This is a genomic window from Pedococcus sp., from assembly GCF_036554925.1.
Taxonomy (GTDB): domain Bacteria; phylum Actinomycetota; class Actinomycetes; order Actinomycetales; family Dermatophilaceae; genus Pedococcus_A.
The window spans coordinates 1-21317 of sequence record NZ_DATBMI010000143.1 but is presented as its reverse complement, the minus strand read 5'-3'; the positions used below and the strand labels follow the sequence as shown (position 1 = coordinate 21317).

Here is a 21317-nt window from a genome sequence, read left to right as displayed (position 1 = left end):
TGTTCGCCATGGCGGCGGCCTGCAGCCGGGCCGAGATGCTCCGCACCGACGACGCCGCCCGCGGTCGGTCGGCCTACCAGCTGGCGGACGTGTTCTGCCAGCAGAGCCGGGTCAGGGTCGAGGCGCTGTTCTCCGCGCTGTGGTCCAACAGCGACGACGCCGACGTCCGGCTCGCCAAGGGCGTCCTGGCCGGCGACTACGCCTGGTTGGAGGAGGGCGTCCTCGACCCGAGCGAGGGCACCGGGCCGTGGATCGCGTCGTGGTCGCCCGGAGCCAGCGAGGCCGAGTCGGTCTGGCGCACCTACCGCTGAGACCCGCTGGCCTGCGGAAGGCGGTGGTTGCCCGCGCGCCGCGCGGACGCGCCCACCTGCCGCAGGCGCTCCGCGACGATCTCGGTCATGACCCGGGTGGCAGGTGAGAGCACGGCCCCCTGCCGGTGCACGATCGCGAACGAGTCGTGCAGCCGGGGGCGGAGCGGAACCCAGCCCAGCCGGCGCGGCACCCGCTCGCCCAGCAGGTGGAGCGCGCCGAGCGCCACGATGGTGTCCGCCTCACCGCTGGCGGCGACCTCGATGGTCGTCTCGGTGTCCTCCACCTCGACCCGCGCCTGGAGCGCGTGGCCTTCGGCCTCGGCGGCGAGCGCGATCTGGGCCCGCGTCACGTCGCGCACTCCCCAGCTGGCCTCGGCGAGGACCAGCGGGGCCTGGGCGAGCCGCGCACCGCTCACCGGCCGCCGGAGGCGCTCGGGGTGCGCGCTGACGTAGACCAGCTCGTCCTTGAGGACGGGGTGCACGGCGAAGCTGGGGTCGGCGACCGGGAGGGCGATGACCGCGGCCTCCATCCGGCCGCGCCGCAGCTCGTCCTGGACGTCGAGGGAGTTCTGGCCGACCAGCTCGACCCGCACACCGGGGTGCTGCTCGAGCAGGCACAGCACGACCTCGGTGGCGAGGTAGATGCGCGCCGTCCCGAAGACACCGAACCGGACCGTGCCGGTCTCCAGCTCAGTGACCGAGCGCACCGCGGCACGCCCCGCGTCGACCGCCGCCAGTGCCTGCCGGGCGTGAGGCACCAGCTCGTGGGCAGCCTCGGTCGGGACCAGCCCGCGCCCGACACGCTCGAACAGCCTTGCGCCGAGGGAGCCTTCGAGAACCCTGACCTGTTCGGAGACCGACGGCTGGGCGTGGCCGAGCTCGGCGGCGGCGGCCGTCAGTGAGCCCTGCTCGTAGGCCGTCAGGAAGCAGCGGAGCTGGTGGAGCGTGGTCAAGGAATCTCCTTTGGCATACCCAGTCAAGATAGGCTACCTCGATACCCAGGGTCGTTCTTACCGTCGACCCATGAGCCTGAGCACCCTTCGCCCCCACACCGGCAACACCTCCGCGGGTGCGCTCCTGGTCCTGGGCTCAGCGACCTGCTTCGGGCTCTCCGTCGTGGCCGCCAAGGCCGTCTTCGCGACGGGCACCACGGTGCAGGGCATGCTGGTCGGGAGGTTCGCAGTTGCGGCGCTCGTCCTCTGGGCAGTCGTGGCGGCGCGCCGACCCGCCTGGCCGGACCAGCGGACGCTCCTCACGTGCGTGGGCCTCGGTGCCGTCGGCTACGCCGCCCAGTCCAGCCTCTACTTCGGTGCGGTGGCGAGCATGAGCGCGGGCACGGCTGCCCTGCTCCTGTACACCTACCCGGCGCTGGTCACCCTGGCGGGGTTCCTGACGCGACGCGAGTCGCCGACCCGACGCACCCTCACGGCGCTGGCCTGCTCGGCGCTCGGCATGGTCCTGCTGCTCGGTCTCGGCGGGGTGGACACCGGGTCCCCCACCGGCGCAGCCCTGGCCCTCGGCGCGGCCCTGACCTGCTCGGCGTACACCATCGCCGCCTCGACGGTCCCCCGTTCGGCGGACATCTTCGTGGTGACGGCCGTGCTCACCACGGCCGCGCTGGCCAGCCTGGCCGCCTTGGCCGGGGCGACGGGCTCGCCGCTGGGCCTCGGGGCCAGCCCCCTGGCCTGGGGCTGGATCGCCGCCTTCAGCCTGGTCGGCACGGTCCTCGCCCTCGTCCTGCACCAGTCGGGGCTGCAGCGCCTCGGCCCCTCGAGGACGGCGATCCTCTCCTGCGTCGAGCCGGTCGTGGCCGCCGTGTCCGTCGCACTCGTCTTCGGCGACCGGCTCACGCTCGGCCAGGCCCTCGGCGGCGCTGCGGTCCTGGGGTCCGTCGTCAGCCTCCAGTGCCGCCGGACCCGACGTGCGGTGGCGCACCTGCCCACGCGTCGGCACACCGAGAGGGACGCCCCCCACCCGTATGCCGCGTGAGCGGCCGGGGAGCGTCCCTCCCGAGAACGTGCGCGCGCCTCAGCGGCGCTTGAGCAGCTCCTCGGCGATCTGCACCGCGTTGAGCGCAGCGCCCTTGCGCAAGTTGTCGCCCACGACGAAGAGGTTGAGGCCCTTGCCCTCCGGAGCGGCCTGGTCGGCGCGCACCCGGCCGACGAACACCTCGTCGCGGCCCGCCGCCTCGAGAGGGTTCGGCACGTCGGTCACGACGACGCCGGGCGCGCGGCCGAGCAGCTCGAGCGCCTCCTGCGGCGAGAGGTCGTCGGCGAACTCCGCGTGGATCGCGAGCGAGTGCCCCGTGAAGACCGGGACCCGCACGCACGTGCCGGAGACCCGCAGGTCAGGGAGGTGGAGGATCTTGCGCGACTCGTTGCGGAGCTTCTGCTCCTCGTCGGTCTCCAGCGAGCCGTCGTCGACGATCGAGCCGGCCAGCGGCACCACGTTGAAGCCGACGGGCACGGCGTACACGGTGGGGTCCGGGACCTTCACCGCGCGCCCGTCGAGGGCAAGACCGGTCGGGTCGCCCGCGGCATACCCGCCACGCAGCTGGGTGTCGAGCTCCTGGACCCCCTTGCCGCCGGACCCGGAGACGGCCTGGTAGCTCGAGATGTGCAGGCGCACCAGTCCGGAGCGGACGTGCAACGGCTTCAGCACCGGCATGGCGGCCATGGTGGTGCAGTTCGGGTTGGCGACGATCCCCTTGGGGATGCTGTCGAGGTCGTCGGCGTTGACCTCGCTCACCACGAGGGGCACGTCAGGGTCCTTGCGCCAGGCGGAGGAGTTGTCGACCACGGTCGCGCCCGCTGCGGCGACCTTCGGGGCCAGCTCCCTCGACGCCGCGCCGCCGTTGGAGAACAGCGCGATGTCGATGCCGGAGAAGTCCGCGGTCGCGGAGTCCTCCACCGTCACCTCGCCGCCGGCCCACGGAAGCGTCGTCCCGGCCGAGCGCGCGGAGGCGAAGTAGCGGATGTCGTCGACCGGGAACCCGCGCTCGGCGAGGAGCGCGCGCATGACCGAGCCGACCTGTCCCGTGGCCCCGAATACTCCGATTCTCATGGGGCCAAGGATAGGTCGGCTCGGCGCTGAGGCGGTGGACCGCCCACTATCTGGCGCTACGGGGCGGCCACCGGCTCACGCGTGGCAGCGTGCGCGAGGTCGTCGTCCGTGGCGGTGTCTGTGGCGGTGTCTGTGGCGGTGCCTGCAGCCGTGTCGTCGGCGGCAGGGGCCTCCTCCACGACCAGCGCGAAGTCGTCGCCGTGCTCGGTCACACCGGCGACCACGGCCTGGTCGATGGCCGCGACGGCGATCTCGCGGCGCACGATCAGCGGGTCTGCGCTCAGGTCCTTCACGAGCGAGATCGCGAGGCCGACCATCACGACCAGGAAGGGCAGCGCCGCGACGATCGTGATGTTCTGCAGCCCGGACAGTGCGTCCTCACCACCGACGAGCAGCATGACCGCGGCGACCGCGCCGGTGGCGCCGCCCCAGAAGATGACCGTCTTCCGGCTCGGCTTGAGGGTGCCGCGCTCAGAGAGCGTGCCCATGACGATGGACGCCGCGTCCGCGCCCGAGACGAAGAAGATCGCGACGAGCACCATGACGATCACCGAGGTGATGGTCGACAGCGGCAGGTTGGACAGCATCGCGAAGAGCGAGCCCTCTGCGGTGGCCTGCGACGCGAGGTCGGTGCCACGGCGCTGCTGGTGGATGCCGGCGCCGCCGAAGATGGCAAACCAGACGAGGCTGACCACGCTGGGAACGAGCAGCACACCGGTGACGAACTGGCGCACGGTGCGGCCGCGCGAGATGCGGGCGATGAAGATGCCCACGAACGGGGTCCAGCTGACCCACCAGGCCCAGTAGAAGATCGTCCAGCCCGAGAGCCATTCCTTCATCGCGCTGCCGCCCGCGGCGTCGGTGCGCGCCGACATCATCGCGAGGTCCTGGAAGTAGCTGCCGACAGCGGTCGGGACCAGGTTGAGGATGAAGACGGTCGGGCCGACGACGAACACGAAGACGGCCAGCACGACCGCCAGCACCATGTTGGTGTTGGACAGCCACTGGATGCCCTTGGCGACACCGGAGACGGCCGACAGGATGAAGCACAGCGTCAGCACCACGATGATCGCGACGAGCAGGGCGTTGCCCGCCGTGCCGAGACCGGCGACGATCTCGAGGCCGGAGCCGATCTGCAGGGCGCCCAGGCCCAGCGAGGCGGCGGAGCCGAAGAGGGTCGCGAAGATCGCGAGGATGTCGATCACCCGGCCAGCGGGACCGCCGGCGCGCTTCTCGCCGAGCAGCGGCGCGAAGGCCGAGCTGATGAGCAGGGAGCGCCCCTTGCGGAACACGCCGTACGCGATGGCCAGGCCGACGACGGCGTAGATCGCCCACGGGTGGAGCGTCCAGTGGAAGAGGGTCGTGGCCATGGCGTTCTGGACGGCCTCGGCGTTGCCGGGCGCGCCGGTTCCGGGCGGCGGGGTCACGAAGTGCGACAGCGGCTCGGAGACGCCGTAGAACATCAGGCCGATGCCCATGCCCGCGGAGAACATCATGGCGATCCAGGAGACGGTCTTGAACTCCGGCCCCTCGTCGTCGCGGCCGAGCGGGATGCGGCCGAACTTGCCCGCCGCCAGCCAGATCACGAACAGGACGAACCCGCTCGCGACCAGGGAGAACAGCCAGCCCATGTTGTGCACGACCCAGTCCAGGCCGCTGGCCGACGCGGAGCTGAGCGTCGACGTGCTCAGGAAGCCCCAGAGGATGAAGCCGATGGCCAGCACGGCGGTGACGCCGAAAACGACCTTGTCGAGGCGCTGCGGCTCCTCGGCCGGGTGCTCCTCGATGTTCAGGTCGAGCGCTGGGTGGAGCTCGTCGAGGGGGGCGCCGTCGCCGGCCACCTCGCTCGGAGCCGTGGGTCCTGTCTTGGTCAGTGGTGTACTCACGCAGTTGCGGCGCCCCGGGTCGCGGGGCGCCTCTCCTTCGTTTTCTCGTCCGTTACGTGCCAGGTCAGTTCAGTCGACCTGACACTGTGCCGAAGAGGGTGGAAGGACCTCAACTCCAGATCAGGCGACGACCCTCGCGAGACACCGGAATCACTTGCGTGACAACGGCTTTGGGGTATGCCGTGAGCCTCGCCACAGTGCGCCTGCCAGGCCGCTGCGACCGCGGTTCAGGGCCCCGCGGCCAGAACCTCGCGGTCAGAACCTCGCGGGTCAGAACCCCAGGCGCTGCAGCTGCTTCGGGTCGCGCTGCCAGTCCTTGGCGACCTTGACGTGCAGGTCGAGGAACACCTTCTGGCCGAGCAGTGCCTCGATGCCGCGGCGTGCGTTGGTGCCGACCTCGCGCAGTCGCGAACCCCCTCGGCCGATGATGATCGCCTTCTGCGAGGGGCGCTCGACGAAGACGTTCACCCGCACGTCGAGGAGCGGGCTGTCGTCGGGCCTGCCCTCGCGGGGGACCATCTCCTCGACGACGACGGCCAGCGAGTGCGGCAGCTCGTCGCGCACGCCCTCCAGCGCGGCCTCGCGGACGAGCTCGGCGATCATCATGGACTCCGGCTCGTCGGTCAGCACGCCCTCGGGGTAGAGCGGGCCGGGCGAGGACGGGAGGTACGACGCGAGCACCTGGGCCACCTCCTCGACCTGCTCGCCGCTGACGGCGGAGCAGGGCACGATCGCGTCCCAGTCGCCGAGCTGGTCGATGGCGATGAGGTGCTCGGCCAGCCGGTCGCGGTCGACGCGGTCGGACTTGGTGGCCAGCGCCACGACCGGTCGGCGCTTGGCGCGCTGGATCTCCTTGAGCTCGCTCGCGATGAAGGTGTCGCCGGGGCCGATGCGCTGGTCGGCCGGCAGGCAGAAGCCGATGACGTCGACCTCGAGCAGGGTCTCGCGCACCACGTCGTTGAGCCGCTCCCCGAGCAGGGTGCGCGGCTTGTGCAGCCCCGGGGTGTCGACGAGCACCAGCTGCGACGTCGGGGTGGTCACGATGCCGCGGATGGTGTGCCGGGTCGTCTGCGGCTTCGAGGAGGTGATGGCGACCTTCTGCCCCACGAGCGCGTTCGTGAGGGTGGACTTGCCGGCGTTCGGGCGGCCCACGAGGCAGGCAAAGCCCGCGACGTAGCCGCTGGGCGACTCCACGCTCATGACACACCCTCCCGGTCGGTGGACTCCACCGTAGCCGTCTCTCCCTCGACCTCTGACGCCGGCGCCGGAAGCCGCTCCACGATGACGCTGGCGATCCGGTGGCGCCGACCGGCCATCCGCTCGGCGGTCAGGGCGAGCCCGGCCACCTCGCAGCGGGACCCGACGATCGGCACCCTGCCGATGGTCTTGCCGATGAGCCCGCCCACGGTGTCGACCTCGTCCTCCTCGATCGTCACCCCGAAGAGGTCCGCGAGGTCGTCGATGTCCATGGTCGCCGGCACCCGGGTCGTGCCGTCCGGGAGCTGCTCCACCCCCGGGGCCTCCCGGTCGTACTCGTCAGCGATCTCGCCGACGATCTCCTCGAGGATGTCCTCGATGGTGACCAGCCCCGCGGTGCCGCCGTACTCGTCGACCACCATCGCGAAGTGGCTCTGGTCGTGCTGCATCTCGCGGAGCAGGTCGTCGACCGGCTTGCTCTCCGGGACGTAGTGCATGGGTCGCATCTGGGTGGTCACGGGCAGGGACGCGGCGTCGGGGTCGGCGTTGACCCGACGGGCGACGTCCTTGAAGTAGAGCAGTCCGAGCACGTCGTCGGAGCCGTCGCCCAGGACCGGGATCCGGGAGAACCCGGAGCGCAGGAAGAGCGACATCGCCGACCGGAGCGTCTTGTCGCCGTCGATGGTGACCATGTCGGTGCGCGGCACCATGACCTCGCGGGCCACGGTGTCGCCGAGCTCGAAGACGGAGTGGATCATCTCGCGCTCCTCGGCCTCGATGAGGGCGCTCTCCCCCGCGAGGTCGACCAGGTCGCGCAGCTCCGACTCGCTCTGGAACGGCCCGTCGCGGTAGCCGCGTCCGGGCGTGACCGCGTTGCCGAGCGCGACGAGCAGGCGCGCCAGGGGCCCCAGCACGCGCCTGAGGAACACCACCACGGGTGCGGCGAGCAGTGCGACGGTGTCGGCGTGCTGGCGTCCGAGCGTGCGCGGGGAGACGCCGACGATGACGAACGAGACGACCGCCATGACGCCGATGGCCGTCAGCACGCGGGCCGCCGTGCCCTCGACCAGCTCGCTCACCGCGAACGTGATCAGGACGGCGGCGGAGGCCTCCGCGACCACCCGGACGAAGGCCAGGACCGAGAGGTATGCCGCGCCGTCACCGACGATGCGCGAGAGAGCCGCCGCGCCCGCACGCCCCTCGTCGCCGAGCTCCTGGGCGCGGATCCGGGAGATCCGCCCGAGGGCGGCCTCGGCCGCCGACAGCAGGAAGGCGATGAGCGTGCTGAGGAGCGCGAGCAGGACGAGCTGGGTCACCATGGTCCGCTCACGCCTCCGGACGACCCCGTCCGGCCAGGAAGGTCAGCAGCAGCTGTCGCTGCAGCTCGAACATCTCCTTCTCCTCCTCCGGCTCGGCGTGGTCGTAGCCGAGCAGGTGCAGGATGCCGTGCGTGGTCAGGAGCAGCAGCTCCTCCTCGGTCGCGTGACCGGCCTCGGCGGCCTGCTTCGCCGCGACCGACGGGCAGAGCACGATGTCGCCGAGGACGCCCTCCTCGGGCTCGACGCCCTCGTGGCCGGGGCGCAGCTCGTCCATGGGGAAGGACATCACGTCGGTCGGCCCCGGAAGGTCCATCCACTGCACGTGGAGGACCTCCATCGCGGGCTCGTCGACCAGCCGGATGCACAGGTCGGCACCGGGGTGGACCCGCATCTGCTGCATGACGTACTTCGCGCAGGACACCAGCTCGAGCTCGTCGAGCCGGTAGTCGGTCTCATTGAGAACGTCGACGCTCACGCTGGGCCCGCCCTCCCTGCTGTCGGTCGTCCCACCGGCCGTAGGCGTCGACGATGGCCCCGACCAGCCGGTGCCGGACCACGTCGTGGGGGGTGAGCATGGCGAAGTGCACGTCGTCGACCCCGTCGAGGATCTCCTGCACGACGCGCAGGCCGGAGCGCGTGCCGTCGGGCAGGTCGATCTGGGTGACGTCGCCGGTGACGACCATCCTGGAGCCGAAGCCGAGGCGGGTGAGGAACATCTTCATCTGCTCGGGAGAGGTGTTCTGCGCCTCGTCGAGGATGATGAACGCGTCGTTGAGGGTCCGGCCGCGCATGTAGGCCAGCGGTGCGACCTCGATGGTGCCGGCGGCCATCAGCCGGGGGATGGAGTCCGGGTCGACCATGTCGTGGAGCGCGTCGTAGAGCGGGCGAAGGTACGGGTCGATCTTGTCGGTGAGGGTGCCCGGCAGGAAACCGAGCCGCTCCCCCGCCTCGACGGCGGGACGGGTGAGGATGATCCGGTTGACCTGCTTGGCCTGGAGCGCGGCCACCGCCTTGGCCATGGCCAGGTAGGTCTTGCCAGTGCCCGCCGGGCCGATCCCGAAGACGACCGTGTGCTCGTCGATGGCGTCGACGTAGTGCTTCTGGTTCAGCGTCTTGGGCCGGATCGTGCGCCCACGCGAGGAGACGATGTTCATCGTCAGGACGTCGGCAGGGCGCTCGGCCGTCTGCGCGCGGAGCATGCCGATGGAGCGCTCGACCGCGTCGCGGTTGAGCGGCTGCCCGCCCTCGATCACCAGCAGCAGCTCGTCGATCGTGCGCTCGACCAGCGCCACGTCGGCGCTCGGACCCGTCATGTGGAACTCGTTGCCGCGCACGTGGATCGACACGTGCGGAAAGGCGCGTTCCATGGTGCGCAGCAACTCGTCGCGGGGGCCGAGCAGGGTGACCATCTGCACCTGCGGGGGGATCACGACGGTGTGCGTGGGGCTGGGGTGGGGTGCGCCGTCCGGCTGCCCCCCTGGCGTGTTCGGTTGATCGACGTCAGTCATGTTGCGCCCAGTCTACGGGGCGCTCATCCGGGCGGCCACGTCATGGAGCGCCCGCCCAGCACGTGCACGTGGGCGTGGAAGACGCTCTGGTGGGCCTCCCTGCCCGTGTTGAACACCGTCCGGTAGCCACGGTCGAGCCCCTCCATGCGGGCGACGTCCCCCACCGCGCGGACCAGCTCGGCGAGCTCGCCCGGCGAGGCGTCGACGAGGTCCACCACCGTGGGGACGTGCCGCCGGGGCACGATGAGCACGTGGGTGGGGGCCTGCGGGTCGACGTCGCGGAAGGCCACCGTGTTGGGGGTCTCGTGCACGACGGTCGCCGGGATCTCCCCGGCCACGATCCTGCAGAACAGGCAGTCGGCACCCGCCTGGGCGGCCCCGGCACCACTCTCGGCACTCTCGGCACTCATGGAGCCGAGCCTATCGGCGCGTCAACCTCCGGGGCGCGCTGCGCGTCGAGGGTGCGTGAGAGGGTTGGGCGTGGCCGAGCGGGGCGCAGGCGGGCGCAGCGACGTGGTGACGGCCGACATGGCCATCACCACCCTGTACGCCGAGCACTGGACGGGACTCGTACGGCTCGCCTGGCTGCTGCTGCGCGACGACCAGCTCGCCGAGGAGGTCGCCCAGGAGGCGTTCATCGCGGTGCACCGCCGCTGGGACTCGATTCGCGACCACGCCCGGGCCACCGCCTACCTGCGTCGCGCGGTGGTCAACGGCGCCCGGTCGGGGCTGCGCCACCGGGGCGTCGAGCAGCGCCACCTCGCGCGGGAGCAGAGCGAGCCCACGTCATACGGGTCGGTGCCCGAGCCCAGCCCCGAGCAGCGAGCCCTGGCCCGCGAGTCCCACGACGCGATGGTGCGGGCCCTCGGCGGGCTCCCCCAGCGCCAGAGAGAGGTCCTGACGATGCGCTACTACCTCGACCTGAGCGAGGCGGAGATCGCCGACGCGCTCGGCATCTCGGCGGGTTCGGTCAAGGCACACGCCCACCGCGGCCTCGCCGCCCTGCGGCACGGGATGGAGGCCGCGCGATGAGCGACCGCCACGACCCCACGGGCGACTTCATGAACCCCGACTACGAGCCCGGCGAGTTCGACCTCGTCGAGCGCCGGCTGCGGCGCACCCTGCACCAGGAGGCAGAGCGGATGGAGCCCACCGACCGACTCGACGACATCCTCGCCGCTGCGGGCTCCCGGGACGCGGGCACGCCGGGCCACGACACCCGCTCCCGCACGGGCCCGCCGCGCTGGCTCGCCCCGGTCGCCGCGGCGGCAGCGGTCGCCGTCATCGCGGGCACCCTCTGGGTGGTCAACAGCGGCGACGAGCAGGCGGCTCCCCCCGCCGGGCCGAGCGCCACCGGGTCACCGGCTCCCGCACCGTCGCAGTCCCCGGCATCGCCCGAGCCCAGCCCGAGCCCGCCGACCAGTCCCTCGCCCTCGAGCGCGCCGGTCACCGAGCGGGCCCTGCTGCCGGTCTACTACGTCGGGCCGGTGGGCGGCCAGCGCGAGGTGTGGCGCCTCTACCGGGAGTTCCTGCGTGGCGACACCCCGGCGACGGCCGGCGACGAGGAGAAGGCCAAGGGGGCCCTCGACCTCGCCCTGGACGCGCAGCCATTCAGCAACACGGACGGCTACCTCCAGCCGTGGTCGGGCACGACGGTCGAGACTGTCAGTGTGACCCCGCAGCGCATCACCGTGCGGCTCAGCAACGCGGGCTCCCCCGCCGTCACCGATGCCGACATCGCCCGGGTCGCCGTGCAGGAGCTCGTCTGGACGGCCCAGGCGGCGGTCGGCAAGGGCACGATCCCGGTGACCTTCGAGGTCGCCGACGGGTCGCCGAGGCTGTTCGGGCGGCTGCCGGCGGACGCGACCTACAACCGGCCGGCCAGCCGCGAGGAGTACTACCGCGACCTGGCGCCGATCTGGGTCACCGCGCCGGGCCGCGACGAGGTCCTCCCGGCAGGGAAGCCCGTGGTCGTCGAGGGCGAGGCCACGGTCTTCGAGGCGAACGTCAGCTGGCAGCTGAAGCGCGGCGCCACACAGGTCAGGAACGGCTTCGCCACGGCCAGCATCGGCGCGCCCGGTCGTGGCGAGTACTCGTTCAGCCTCGGGGTGCTGCCGGCCGGCAGCTACGCCATCCGGGTCTTCGAGATGAGCATGGAGGACGGCGACAAGGTCAACGCCGAGAAGCAGGTCACCTTCACGGTGAAGTGAGGCCCTACCGCCACCTGCTGGCGGCGCTCAGCACCGCCAGCGCCGCAGGGCCGGCGCTGGAGGACCGCAGCACCGTCGAGCCGAGCCGCACCGCCACCGCCCCGGCCGCCTCGAACGTCGCCAGCTCCTCGGGGCTGATCCCGCCCTCCGGGCCGACCACCACCAGCACCTCACCGGAGGCCGGCAGGGGCTGCGCCGCCAGGGGTGCCGCTGCGTCCTCGTGCAGGACGTAGGCCGCGGCCGCGCCCTGGATCCGCTGGGCCAGGCTCCGGGTGGTGGCCAGCGGCGCGAGCGCGGGCACCCTGCTGCGGCGCGACTGCTTGCTCGCGGCCTCCAGCACGTTCTGCCACTTGCCCCGCGCCTTCTCCCCCCGCTGGCCGCGCCACTGGACGATGCTCCGCCCGGCCTGCCAGGGCACCACCTCGTCGACGCCGATCTCCGTGGCGGCCTCGATGGCGTCGTCGTCGCGGTCGCCCTTGGCGAGGGCCTGCACGAGCACGAACCGCGGCGAGGGCTCCGGCTGGGTCTCCACCGACTCGACGCGCAGCAGCAGGGCGTCGGGCCGCACGCCCTCGACGACCGTCTCGGCCCGCGTGCCGCGACCGTCGGCGACGTAGACACGCTCGCCCGCGCCGATGCGGCGGACCGTCGCCGCATGGCGCCCCTCGCTCCCGTCGAGGACGAGGGTGTCCCCCGGGCCGAGCTGCGACAGCGCGCCGGCGCCGACCGTGAACAGCGGCAGGGTCATGGGAAGGGCCGGCTACTTGACCTTGAACGCGTCGCGCAGCTTGCCGAGCAGCCCCTGGCCGGCGGGCGCCAGCCTGCCCTCGGGCCGCTCCTCGCCGCGCAGGGCGGCGAACTGGCGCAGGAGGTCCTCCTGCTGCGCGTCGAGCTTCACGGGGGTGAGCACGTTGGAGTGCACGATGAGGTCGCCGCGGCCGGTGCCCCGCAGGTGGGTGACGCCGAGCCCGCGCAGCGTCATGGCGTCGCCGGGCTGCGTGCCGGGCCGGATCTCCAGCTCGTTGACCCCGTCGAAGGTGTCGAGCTTGACGGTCGTGCCGAGGGCCGCGGCCGTCATCGGGAGCTCGACGGTGCAGTGCAGGTCGTCGCCCCTGCGCTGGAAGGTGGCGTGCGGGCGGACGTTGACCTCGACGTAGAGGTCCCCGGGCGGGCCGCCACCCTGGCCGACCTCACCCTCCCCGGTGAGCTGGATGCGGGTGCCGGTGTCGACACCGGCGGGGACCTTGATCTTCAGGGTGCGGCGGGTGCGTACCCGGCCGTCGCCGGAGCACTCGAAGCAGGGGCTGACCAGCACCTCGCCGTACCCGTGGCAGGTCATGCAGGGGCGGCTCGTCATGACCTGGCCGAGGAAGGAGCGCTGCACCTGCTGGATCTCGCCGCGGCCGTTGCAGACGTCGCAGGTGCGTCGCGAGGTGCCGGGCTGGGCGCCGTCGCCGTGGCAGGTCTCGCAGACGACCGCGGTCTCGAGGGTGAGCTCCCGCTCGGCGCCGAACACGGCGTCGGCGAGGTCGATGTCGAGGCGGACGAGGGCGTCCTGGCCCCGCCGCTGGCGCGAGCGCGGGCCCCGCTGCGGGCCCCCGGCGCCGGCACCGAAGAAGGCGTCCATGATGTCGCTGAACGAGAAGCCCTGGCCGAAGCTGGCCGCGCCGCTGGCGTACGGGTCGGAGCCCATGTCGTAGGCGCGGCGCTTCTCGGCGTCGCCGAGGACGTCGTAGGCCTGGGAGACCTTCTTGAACTGGTCCTCCGCCTCCGGGCCGGAGTTGACGTCCGGGTGGAGCTTGCGGGCGAGCCGGCGGTAGGCGCGCTTGATCTCCTCGGGCGAGGCGTCCCTGGAGACGCCGAGGTCCTGGTAGTAGTCGTTCAACGAACGTCCTTCTCCGTGTTGCGGGGTGGGCTCACTGGGCGAGGATGCGGGAGACGTAGGCAGCGACCGCACGCACCGACGCCATCGTCGTCGGGTAGTCCATGCGGGTCGGGCCCACGACGCCGAGACCGGCCACGAGGTCCGAGCCCGTGCCGTACTCGGTGGAGACCACGGACGTGGTCTGCAGCCCGGCATACGGGTTCTCGTGGCCGATGCGCACGGCGACGGCGTCGGCGCCGACGTGCGTGGCACCGAGGAGCTTCAGCAGCACGACGTGCTGCTCGAGCGCCTCGAGCACCGGGCCGATGCTGAGGGGGAAGTCGGTACCCACACGGGCGAGGTTCGCGGTGCCGGCGAGGACGACGCGCTCCTCGCGCTCCTCGACGAGGGCGTCGTCGAGGGAGCGGACGATGGCGCGGACGAGGTCGCGGGCCGCCGGCTCGAACTCCTCCGGCAGGGACTGCAGCGCCGCCGACGCGTCGACGAGACGGTGGCCGACCGCGACGGCGTTGACCTTGGACCGCAGCCGGGCGAGCAGCGCCTCGGAGTCCGCGGAGGCGAGGTCGTGCGACGACTCGATGACCCGCTGCTCCACCCGGCCGGTGTTGACGATCAGCACGACCATCAGCCGGTTCGGTGCGAGCGGCACGAGCTCGACGTGGCGCACCGACGAGCGGGTCAGCGAGGGGTACTGCATGACGGCGACCTGCCGGGTCAGCGAGGCGAGCAGCCGGACGGTGCGGTCGACGACGTCGTCGAGGTCGACCGCGCCCTCGAGGAACTGCGCGATGGCGGCGCGCTCGGCGGCGCTCAGGGGCTTGACCGCGCTGAGCCGGTCCACGAACAGGCGGTAGCCGGCGTCCGTGGGCACACGCCCGGCGCTGGTGTGGGGCGCCGCGATGAGGCCCTCCTCCTCGAGGACGGCCATGTCGTTGCGCACGGTGGCGGCGGAGACCCCGAGGTGGTGGCGTTCGAGCAGGGCCTTGGACCCGACGGGCTCAGACGTCTGCACGTAGTCCTGGACGATGGCGCGCAGCACCGCCAGCCGTCGTTCTTCGCTCATGTGGCACTCCTCCGTCCCGAGGTCGATGGCCCGCGAGCGCTGCTGGCACTCGCATTGTCCGAGTGCCAAGTCTACGTCCTCTCCTGCGCCTGCGCCGATTCCCGGCGTGCCCGCTGTGGCCGAGGGCACAGCGGCCGTAGCCTTCCCCGGTGACTGACAGGTATGGCTCCGACGTGCTCTCCGGCGACTGGCGTGCCCCGCGTGGGGGACGCTCGAAGGAGGTCGAGGCTGAGACGGGTCTCGTGGTCGAGGACGTCGAGACCGGCTGGTGCGGGGCGGTGACCCGGGTCGAGAAGGCCGGCGGCATGCAGGTGGTCCACCTCGAGGACCGCCGCGGCCGGTCCAAGGGCTTCCCGCTCGGCCCGGGCTTCCTCCTCGACGGACGCCCCGTGGTCCTGACCGCCCCGAGGGCCGCCGCACGCGCCCAGGTGGCCGCGGCCCGGCAGGCGGCCTCGCGCACGGCCAGCGGCTCGGTCGCCGTCCACGGCGCGAAGGCCCGGGTCGCCAGCGGCTCCCGCATCTTCGTCGAGGGCCGTCACGACGCCGAGCTGGTCGAGCGCGTGTGGGGCGACGACCTGCGCATCGAGGGTGTCGTCGTGGAGATGCTCGACGGCGTCGACGACCTCGCCGCCGCCATCCGTGACTTCGCGCCGGGGCCCGGCCGGCGGATGGGGGTCCTCGTCGACCACCTGGTGCACGGCACGAAGGAGCACCGCGTGGTGGAGGCCGCCCAGCGCCTCCAGCCGTATGCCGCCCACGTCCGGATCCTGGGGCACCCGTACGTCGACGTCTGGCAGTCGGTCCGCCCCGAGCGCCTCGGGCTCGCGGCCTGGCCGGTGATCCCGCGCGGCCAGTCGTGGAAGCACGGGATCTGCGCCCACCTCGGGTGGCCCCACGACACGCAGGCCGACATCGCGCGGGCCTGGAAACAGATCCTCGGCACGGTCCGCAGCTACGCCGACCTCGAGCCGACGCTGCTGGCCAGCGTCGAGGAGCTCATCGACTTCGTCACCGAGCCGACCGGCCAGTAGCTGGGGATGTCCCGGCGCGTGCATCGCGGACGCCTGCGGGGTCGCTCCAGGCCTGCAGGGTCGCTCCACGCGCGGGTGGCTCAGGGTCCGCCCTGAAGGGCGCCCTGATCCGGCCCTGAGCACACCCCGAAGTCCGCACCAGCACCCCCCGCCATGCGTTTGACTGGGTGCAGCACCACTCACACCGGAGGACCAGATGACCAACCAGCCGCAGACACCGTCCGACGACAGCCCGGGCGCTGGCCAGCCGTACGGCGACGAGCCGCTCACCGGGCAGCCCTCCGGCGAGCAGCCCCCCGCCCAGGCGTACGCCGCGCCGGCCCCTCCGCAGCAGGGCTACGGGGACCAGGCTGGTCAGCAGGCCTGGGGCCAGCAGGGTGCCCCTGCGCCGGCCTACCCCCAGCCCGGTGCGCAGCCCCTGTCCCCGAGCGACGAGAAGACGTGGGCCATCGTCGCCCACCTCTCGCCGTTCGTCGCCTCGATCGTGGGCCTGCCGTTCCTCGGCCCGCTGGTGATCTTCCTGGTGTTCAAGGACCGCGGGCCGTTCGTGCGCCACCACTCCGCCCAGGCGCTGAACTTCCAGATCATCGTCGCGATCGGGCTGCTCATCTCGATCCCGCTGATGTTCGTCCTCGTCGGATTCGTGACCGCCGCCATCATCGCGGTCGGTGCGATCGTCTTCCAGATCATCGCCGCGATCGAGGCCAACAACGGCAAGTGGTACCGCTACCCGCTCACGCCGAACTGGGTGAAGTAGCGCTCAGCGCAGGCCCAGGAGCCGCCGCACGGCGGTGTCGGCCAGCAGACGGCCCTGCCTCGTCAGCACGACCCGCTGGCGGCGCAGGGCCGCACTGCCGTCCACCAGGCCGTCGGCGATGAGCCCCGCCACAGCGGCACGCCCTTCCCCGCGCAGGTCCGTGATCGGCAGACCCTCCACGAGCCGCACACCGAGCAGCACCCGCTCGTCGTACCGCTGGTCGGCCGTCAGGGTCTCCCGGCCGGCCGCCGGCGACACCCCGGACGCCAGCCGTCCGGCATACGCGTTGGGGTGCTTGACGTTCCACCACCGCACGCCGCCCACGTGGCTGTGCGCCCCCGGACCCACGCCCCACCAGTTGCCGTCGGCCCAGTAGCCCTCGTTGTGGCGGCAGCGTGCCTGCGGGGTGCGGGCCCAGTTGCTGACCTCGTACCAGGCGTACCCGGCGGCCTCCAGGACCTCGTCGGCGAGCTCGTACTTCGCGGCCTCGTCGTCGTCCTCGGGGGCCGGGACCTGACCCCGGCGCACCTGCGCCGCCAGGCGGGTGCCCTCCTCGACGACCAGCGCATACGCAGAGATGTGGTCGGGCTCGAGCGCCACGGCCGCGTCGAGGCTGGTGCGCCAGTCCGCCACGGACTCCCCCGGCGTGCCGTAGATGAGGTCGACACTGGTGTGCAGCCCGGCGGCGCGGGCCGCCTCGACAGCGCGGGAGACGTTCGCCGGCTCGTGGGTCCGGTCGAGGACCCGCAGCACGTGCGGCACCGCCGACTGCATGCCGACCGACACGCGGGTGAAGCCCCCCTCGGCCAGCCGCTCGAGGCCCTCGCGGGTCACCGAGTCGGGGTTGGCCTCGGTGGTCACCTCCGCCTCGGGGGCGAGACCGAAGACCTCGCGAACCCCGTCGAGCATGCGCACCAGGTCGTCCGGAGCCAGCATCGTGGGCGTGCCGCCGCCGATGAAGACGGTCTCGGCCGGCCCGGCGTGCCCGAGCACCCCACCGGCGAACCGCAGCTCGCCCACCGCGGCGTCGGCGAAGGTGGCCACGCTCGCGCCGTCGGCGCCCAGCTCGGTCAGCGTGTAGGTGTTGAAGTCGCAGTACCCGCACCGCACCGAGCAGAACGGGACGTGCAGGTAGATCCCGAACGGGCGCTCCGCCAGGGTCGCCAGAGCGGCGTCCGGCAGGGCGCCGTCGGGGGGCGCGGGGTCGCCCTCGGGCAGCGTGCTCGGCATGCTCCCAGTGTCTCAGCCGGCGCGGCGCGGTCCTCCGGCGACCGGGCGCCCGGCTTGTCGGGGATGCCCGACGTGTCCCTGCGACATTTCGATCGGGAGGCTGCTGGCAGCCGAAACCCCTTGCGGGACAGGGGTTTCGCGGCTACAAAGGAAGAGCGCACCCGCAGTAGCGAGAGCGCCGACACGGGGCTTCGGCCCCGGCCGGAGGGCCTCGGAAACTCATACTTCCCGAGGCCCTCACCCGTGTCGGGGGCAGGTCCGCCGCGCGGCGCCCGGGATAGGTTCGGCCTCGTGCTCCACCTCACCGACGACGACGTCCGCAGCCTGCTCCCGCCTCCGCTGGAGTGCGTCGACCTCGTCGCCGAGGCGCTGGTCGCCCTCGCGGAGGGGCGGGCCGAGGCGCCCCCCAAACCGGCCGTCCACCCCCTCCCCGGCAGCTTCGCCAACGCCATGCCGGCCGCCTGGCCCGAGCGCGGGCTGCTCGGCTGCAAGTGGATCAGCATCTTCCCCGACAACCCGGCCCGCGGGCTCCCGACCGCGTCCGGGCTGATGGTCGTCAACGACGGCCAGACGGGTGCGCCGCGTGCCGTGCTGGCCGCGGGCGAGCTCACGGCCGCGCGGACCGCCGCCGTCAGTGGGGCCTGCGTGCGGGCGCTGGCACCCGAGGCGACCGGGCCGGTGGCGATCACCGGTGCGGGCGTGCAGGCCCGCTCGCACCTGCGCGTGCTCGAGGCCCTCGGGTGCCACGACGTGGTCGTCTACGCCCGCCGCGAGCAGGCCCGGCACGACATCGCGGCCTGGGCGGCCGGGCACACTCCTGCCGTCCGGCTGCGCACGACCGCTGAGCCGGTCGAGGCTGTGCAGGAGGCGGCGGTCGTCATCACCGCGCTGTCCATCGGCGTGGAGGGAGCCACCCTGGACCCGGCCCGGGTGCGGGAGGACGCCCTCGTGCTCCCGCTGGACTACGCCAGCTCCGTCGGGCCGGACCTGGCTCGCGAGGCCCTGCTCGCCGCCGACGACGTCACCGCGTTCGAGGCGATCCGGGCGCAGCGCACGCTGGGCGACTACCCGAGCCCGTCCGCCTGGACCGGGCAGGTGCTCCAGAGCGCCGTGACCGGCGCCAGGCCGCCCGGGCGGGTCGTCTGCCAGAACCTCGGCAACGGCCTGAGCGACCTGGTCGTCGCCGACGCCGTCGTCCGCCGTGCCGAGCAGTCAGGCGTTGGCCACCCGCCCGTCACCGCGGCGACGTAGGGTCGGTCAGGTGAGCAGCATCGGGTGGCTGGACCTCGACGGCGTCGTCAACATGCGGGATGTCGGCGGGCTGCCGACCACTGACGGGGGCACGATCCGCCGGGGGCGCCTGCTCCGCTCGGACAACCTCCAGGACCTCACCGCGGCCGACATCCGCCACCTCGTCGAGGTCGTGGGGGTCACCGACGTCGTCGACCTGCGCAGCGACGTCGAGTACCACGTCGAGGGCCCCGGGCCGTTGACGAGGACCGAGCTCACCCACCACCGGCACTCGCTGTTCCGCGACGACGAGGTCGAGGTGACCGTGGCGGACGCCCTGGTGCTGCCCTGGCAGAAGGACGGCACCCGCGAGCGCCTGCGCAGCCACGACGACGACTACTGGGCCAGCCACTACCTCGGCTACCTCGCCGACCGCCCCGACTCCGTCTCCGCGGCCCTGCGCGTGGTGGCCTCGAGCCACGGCGCCACCGTGGTGCACTGCGCGGCCGGCAAGGACCGCACCGGCACGGTCGTCGGCATGGCCCTGGCGGTGGCCGGGGTCCCCGAGGAGGAGATCATCGCCGACTACGTCGCGACCGGGGAGCGGATCGAGCGGATCCTCGACCGGCTGCGCCACCGGCCCGCCTACTCGGACAACCTGCGCGACCGCCCCGTCGAGGACCACCTGCCCCGCGCCGAGACGATGGCCCGCATCCTCGAGGTGCTCGACGAGCGGTACGGCGGCGCCGCGGGCTGGCTGCACGAGCACGGCTGGACACCCGAGGAGACCGAGCTCCTGCGGACCCGGCTGCGCTCCTGACGGCGGCTACTTCTTGGACTTCTCCGGCGCGCTGTCGGAGGAGAGAGCGGCGATGAAGGCCTCGGGCGGCACCTCGACGGTGCCGATGTTCTTCATCCGCTTCTTTCCGGCCTTCTGCTTCTCGAGGAGCTTGCGCTTGCGGCTGATGTCACCGCCGTAGCACTTGGCGAGCACGTCCTTGCGGATGGCGCGGATGTTCTCGCGCGCGATGATGCGGGACCCGATGGCGGCCTGGATCGGCACCTCGAACTGCTGGCGCGGGATGAGGTCCTTGAGCTTGCTCGCCATCATGACGCCGTAGGCGTAGGCCTTGTCCTTGTGGACGATCGCGGAGAACGCGTCGACCGTCTCGCCCTGGAGCAGGATGTCGACCTTGACGAGGTCGGCCACCTGGTCGCCGTCGGGCTCGTAGTCGAGCGAGGCGTACCCGCGCGTGCGCGACTTGAGCTGGTCGAAGAAGTCGAAGACGATCTCGGCGAGGGGGAGCGTGTAGCGCATCTCGACGCGCTCCTCCGAGAGGTAGTCCATCCCGCGCAGGCTGCCGCGCTTCTGCTGGCAGAGCTCCATGATCGCGCCGATGAACTCGCTCGGGGCGAGGATCGTGGCGCGCACGACGGGCTCCCGGACCTCGGCGACCTTGCCGTAGGGGAACTCGCTGGGGTTGGTGACCTCGAGCTTCTTGCCGTCGTCCATGGTCACGTCGTAGACCACGTTGGGCAGCGTGGAGATGAGGTCGAGGTCGAACTCGCGCTCGAGCCGCTCGCGGACGATCTCGAGGTGCAGCATCCCCAGGAAGCCGATCCGGAACCCGAAGCCGAGCGCCGCGGACGTCTCCGGCTCGTAGACCAGCGCCGCGTCGTTGAGCTTGAGCTTGTCGAGGGCGTCGCGCAGGTCGGGGTAGTCGGACCCGTCGATCGGGTAGAGCCCCGAGAACACCATCGGCTTGGGGTCGCGGTAGCCGCCGAGGGCGTCCTGGGCTGGCTTGGCCAGGTTGGTGACCGTGTCGCCGACGCGGGACTGGCGCACGTCCTTCACGCCGGTGATGAGGTAGCCGACCTCTCCGACGCCGAGGCCCTTCGACGGCACCGGCTCGGGCGAGATGACGCCGATCTCGAGCAGCTCGTGGGTCGCCCTGGTCGACATCATCTGGATCCGCTCGCGCGGGCTGAGGTGCCCGTCGATGACGCGGACGTAGGTGACGACGCCGCGGTAGGTGTCGTAGACGGAGTCGAAGATCATGGCGCGCGCCGGGGCGTCGGCGTCGCCCGTCGGCGCCGGTAGCTGCCGAACGATCTCGTCGAGCAGCGGCTCGACGCCGACACCGGTCTTGCCCGACACCTTGAGGCAGTCCTCGGGCTCACAGCCGATGAGCCCGGCGAGCTCCTCGGCAAACTTCTCCGGCTGGGCTGCCGGCAGGTCGATCTTGTTCAGGACCGGGATGATCGTGAGGTCGTTCTCCATGGCCAGGTAGAGGTTGGCCAGGGTCTGGGCCTCGATGCCTTGCGCGGCGTCGACGAGGAGGACGGCGCCCTCGCACGCGGCCAGCGACCGGGACACCTCGTAGGTGAAGTCGACGTGGCCCGGGGTGTCGATCATGTTGAGCGCGTAGGTCGCGCCGTCGAGCTCCCACGGCATGCGCACGGCCTGGGACTTGATCGTGATCCCGCGCTCGCGCTCGATGTCCATGCGGTCGAGGTATTGCGCGCGCATGGCCCGCTCGTCGACGACGCCGGTGATCTGCAGCATGCGGTCTGCCAGCGTCGACTTGCCGTGGTCGATGTGGGCGATGATGCAGAAGTTGCGGATC

20 protein-coding genes and 1 pseudogene are annotated in these 21317 nt (G+C 72.2%); 8 read left to right on the top strand and 13 right to left on the bottom strand.

What is annotated here, in order from left to right; genetic code table 11:
- Positions 1–311: pseudogene (locus VIB11_RS11765) on the top strand (acyl-CoA dehydrogenase); the annotation flags it as partial.
- Here VIB11_RS11765 and VIB11_RS11760 read toward each other — a convergent pair.
- Positions 302–1264 (bottom strand): LysR family transcriptional regulator, encoded by a 963-nt coding sequence (locus tag VIB11_RS11760; protein WP_332031416.1) that lies wholly within the window; start codon positions 1262–1264, stop codon positions 302–304. The pseudogene VIB11_RS11765 and the gene VIB11_RS11760 overlap by 10 nt on opposite strands.
- Positions 1265–1334: 70 nt before the next feature.
- On the opposite strand from VIB11_RS11760, the gene VIB11_RS11755 reads away from it, so the two are divergent.
- Positions 1335–2300: a DMT family transporter gene (locus VIB11_RS11755; protein ID WP_332031415.1), complete on the top strand. Its 966-nt coding sequence runs from the start codon at positions 1335–1337 to the stop codon at positions 2298–2300.
- A gap of 39 nt (positions 2301–2339) precedes the next feature.
- Here VIB11_RS11755 and VIB11_RS11750 read toward each other — a convergent pair whose 3' ends face one another.
- The 7 genes from VIB11_RS11750 to VIB11_RS11720 all read right to left on the bottom strand — a co-directional run bounded on the left by VIB11_RS11750 (position 2340) and on the right by VIB11_RS11720 (position 9694).
- Positions 2340–3374: an aspartate-semialdehyde dehydrogenase gene (locus tag VIB11_RS11750; protein ID WP_332031414.1), complete on the bottom strand. Its 1035-nt coding sequence runs from the start codon at positions 3372–3374 to the stop codon at positions 2340–2342.
- 56 nt (positions 3375–3430) lie between these two features.
- Positions 3431–5260 (bottom strand): BCCT family transporter, encoded by a 1830-nt coding sequence (locus tag VIB11_RS11745; protein ID WP_414695818.1) that lies wholly within the window; start codon positions 5258–5260, stop codon positions 3431–3433.
- 270 nt (positions 5261–5530) lie between these two features.
- Complete coding sequence (gene era / locus VIB11_RS11740) at positions 5531–6460, bottom strand: GTPase Era (RefSeq protein WP_332031413.1); 930 nt, start codon at positions 6458–6460, stop codon at positions 5531–5533.
- On the bottom strand, positions 6457–7776 hold the full coding sequence (locus tag VIB11_RS11735) for a hemolysin family protein (RefSeq protein ID WP_332031412.1): 1320 nt from the start codon (positions 7774–7776) through the stop codon (positions 6457–6459). Before VIB11_RS11735 ends, era begins: the two co-directional genes overlap by 4 nt.
- A 7-nt stretch (positions 7777–7783) precedes the next feature.
- On the bottom strand, positions 7784–8251 hold the full coding sequence (gene ybeY / locus VIB11_RS11730) for an rRNA maturation RNase YbeY (RefSeq protein ID WP_332031411.1): 468 nt from the start codon (positions 8249–8251) through the stop codon (positions 7784–7786).
- Positions 8229–9284, bottom strand: coding sequence for a PhoH family protein (locus VIB11_RS11725; protein WP_332031410.1), 1056 nt, complete (start codon positions 9282–9284; stop codon positions 8229–8231). The genes ybeY and VIB11_RS11725 overlap by 23 nt, the downstream gene beginning before the upstream one ends.
- Positions 9285–9307: 23 nt before the next feature.
- A complete protein-coding gene (locus tag VIB11_RS11720; RefSeq protein ID WP_332031409.1) occupies positions 9308–9694 on the bottom strand; it encodes a histidine triad nucleotide-binding protein in 387 nt (128 codons plus the stop codon).
- 70 nt (positions 9695–9764) lie between these two features.
- Here VIB11_RS11720 and VIB11_RS11715 point away from each other — a divergent pair, with 70 nt between their 5' ends.
- Together VIB11_RS11715 and VIB11_RS11710 are read left to right on the top strand one after the other, a co-directional pair.
- Positions 9765–10316 carry a SigE family RNA polymerase sigma factor gene (locus VIB11_RS11715; RefSeq protein WP_332031408.1) on the top strand — a complete coding sequence of 184 codons (552 nt, stop codon included), beginning with the start codon at positions 9765–9767 and terminating at the stop codon, positions 10314–10316.
- Complete coding sequence (locus tag VIB11_RS11710) at positions 10313–11494, top strand: Gmad2 immunoglobulin-like domain-containing protein (protein WP_332031407.1); 1182 nt, start codon at positions 10313–10315, stop codon at positions 11492–11494. The genes VIB11_RS11715 and VIB11_RS11710 overlap by 4 nt, the downstream gene beginning before the upstream one ends.
- A gap of 4 nt (positions 11495–11498) precedes the next feature.
- Here VIB11_RS11710 and VIB11_RS11705 read toward each other — a convergent pair whose 3' ends face one another.
- The 3 genes from VIB11_RS11705 to hrcA are packed head-to-tail and all read right to left on the bottom strand — an operon-like array spanning position 11499 to position 14442.
- On the bottom strand, positions 11499–12242 hold the full coding sequence (locus tag VIB11_RS11705) for a 16S rRNA (uracil(1498)-N(3))-methyltransferase (RefSeq protein ID WP_332031406.1): 744 nt from the start codon (positions 12240–12242) through the stop codon (positions 11499–11501).
- A gap of 12 nt (positions 12243–12254) precedes the next feature.
- Complete coding sequence (dnaJ, locus tag VIB11_RS11700; protein ID WP_332031405.1) at positions 12255–13379, bottom strand: molecular chaperone DnaJ; 1125 nt, start codon at positions 13377–13379, stop codon at positions 12255–12257.
- Between the two features lie 31 nt (positions 13380–13410).
- Positions 13411–14442: a heat-inducible transcriptional repressor HrcA gene (gene hrcA, locus VIB11_RS11695; RefSeq protein WP_332031404.1), complete on the bottom strand. Its 1032-nt coding sequence runs from the start codon at positions 14440–14442 to the stop codon at positions 13411–13413.
- A gap of 149 nt (positions 14443–14591) precedes the next feature.
- Here hrcA and VIB11_RS11690 point away from each other — a divergent pair, with 149 nt between their 5' ends.
- Both VIB11_RS11690 and VIB11_RS11685 read left to right on the top strand, forming a co-directional pair.
- Positions 14592–15473 (top strand): DUF3097 domain-containing protein, encoded by an 882-nt coding sequence (locus tag VIB11_RS11690; protein WP_332031403.1) that lies wholly within the window; start codon positions 14592–14594, stop codon positions 15471–15473.
- A 196-nt stretch (positions 15474–15669) separates the two neighbouring features.
- A complete protein-coding gene (locus VIB11_RS11685; RefSeq protein ID WP_332031402.1) occupies positions 15670–16230 on the top strand; it encodes a DUF4870 domain-containing protein in 561 nt (186 codons plus the stop codon).
- A 3-nt stretch (positions 16231–16233) separates the two neighbouring features.
- Here VIB11_RS11685 and hemW read toward each other — a convergent pair whose 3' ends face one another.
- Complete coding sequence (gene hemW / locus VIB11_RS11680; protein ID WP_332031401.1) at positions 16234–17460, bottom strand: radical SAM family heme chaperone HemW; 1227 nt, start codon at positions 17458–17460, stop codon at positions 16234–16236.
- A 291-nt stretch (positions 17461–17751) separates the two neighbouring features.
- On the opposite strand from hemW, the gene VIB11_RS11675 reads away from it, so the two are divergent.
- Positions 17752–18711: an ornithine cyclodeaminase family protein gene (locus tag VIB11_RS11675; RefSeq protein WP_332031400.1), complete on the top strand. Its 960-nt coding sequence runs from the start codon at positions 17752–17754 to the stop codon at positions 18709–18711.
- Positions 18712–18721: 10 nt separating this feature from the next.
- Positions 18722–19510 (top strand): tyrosine-protein phosphatase, encoded by a 789-nt coding sequence (locus tag VIB11_RS11670; RefSeq protein ID WP_332031399.1) that lies wholly within the window; start codon positions 18722–18724, stop codon positions 19508–19510.
- A 6-nt stretch (positions 19511–19516) separates the two neighbouring features.
- Here VIB11_RS11670 and lepA read toward each other — a convergent pair whose 3' ends face one another.
- Positions 19517–21316: a translation elongation factor 4 gene (lepA, locus tag VIB11_RS11665; RefSeq protein WP_332031398.1), complete on the bottom strand. Its 1800-nt coding sequence runs from the start codon at positions 21314–21316 to the stop codon at positions 19517–19519.
- Between the last annotated feature and the right edge of the window lies 1 nt (position 21317).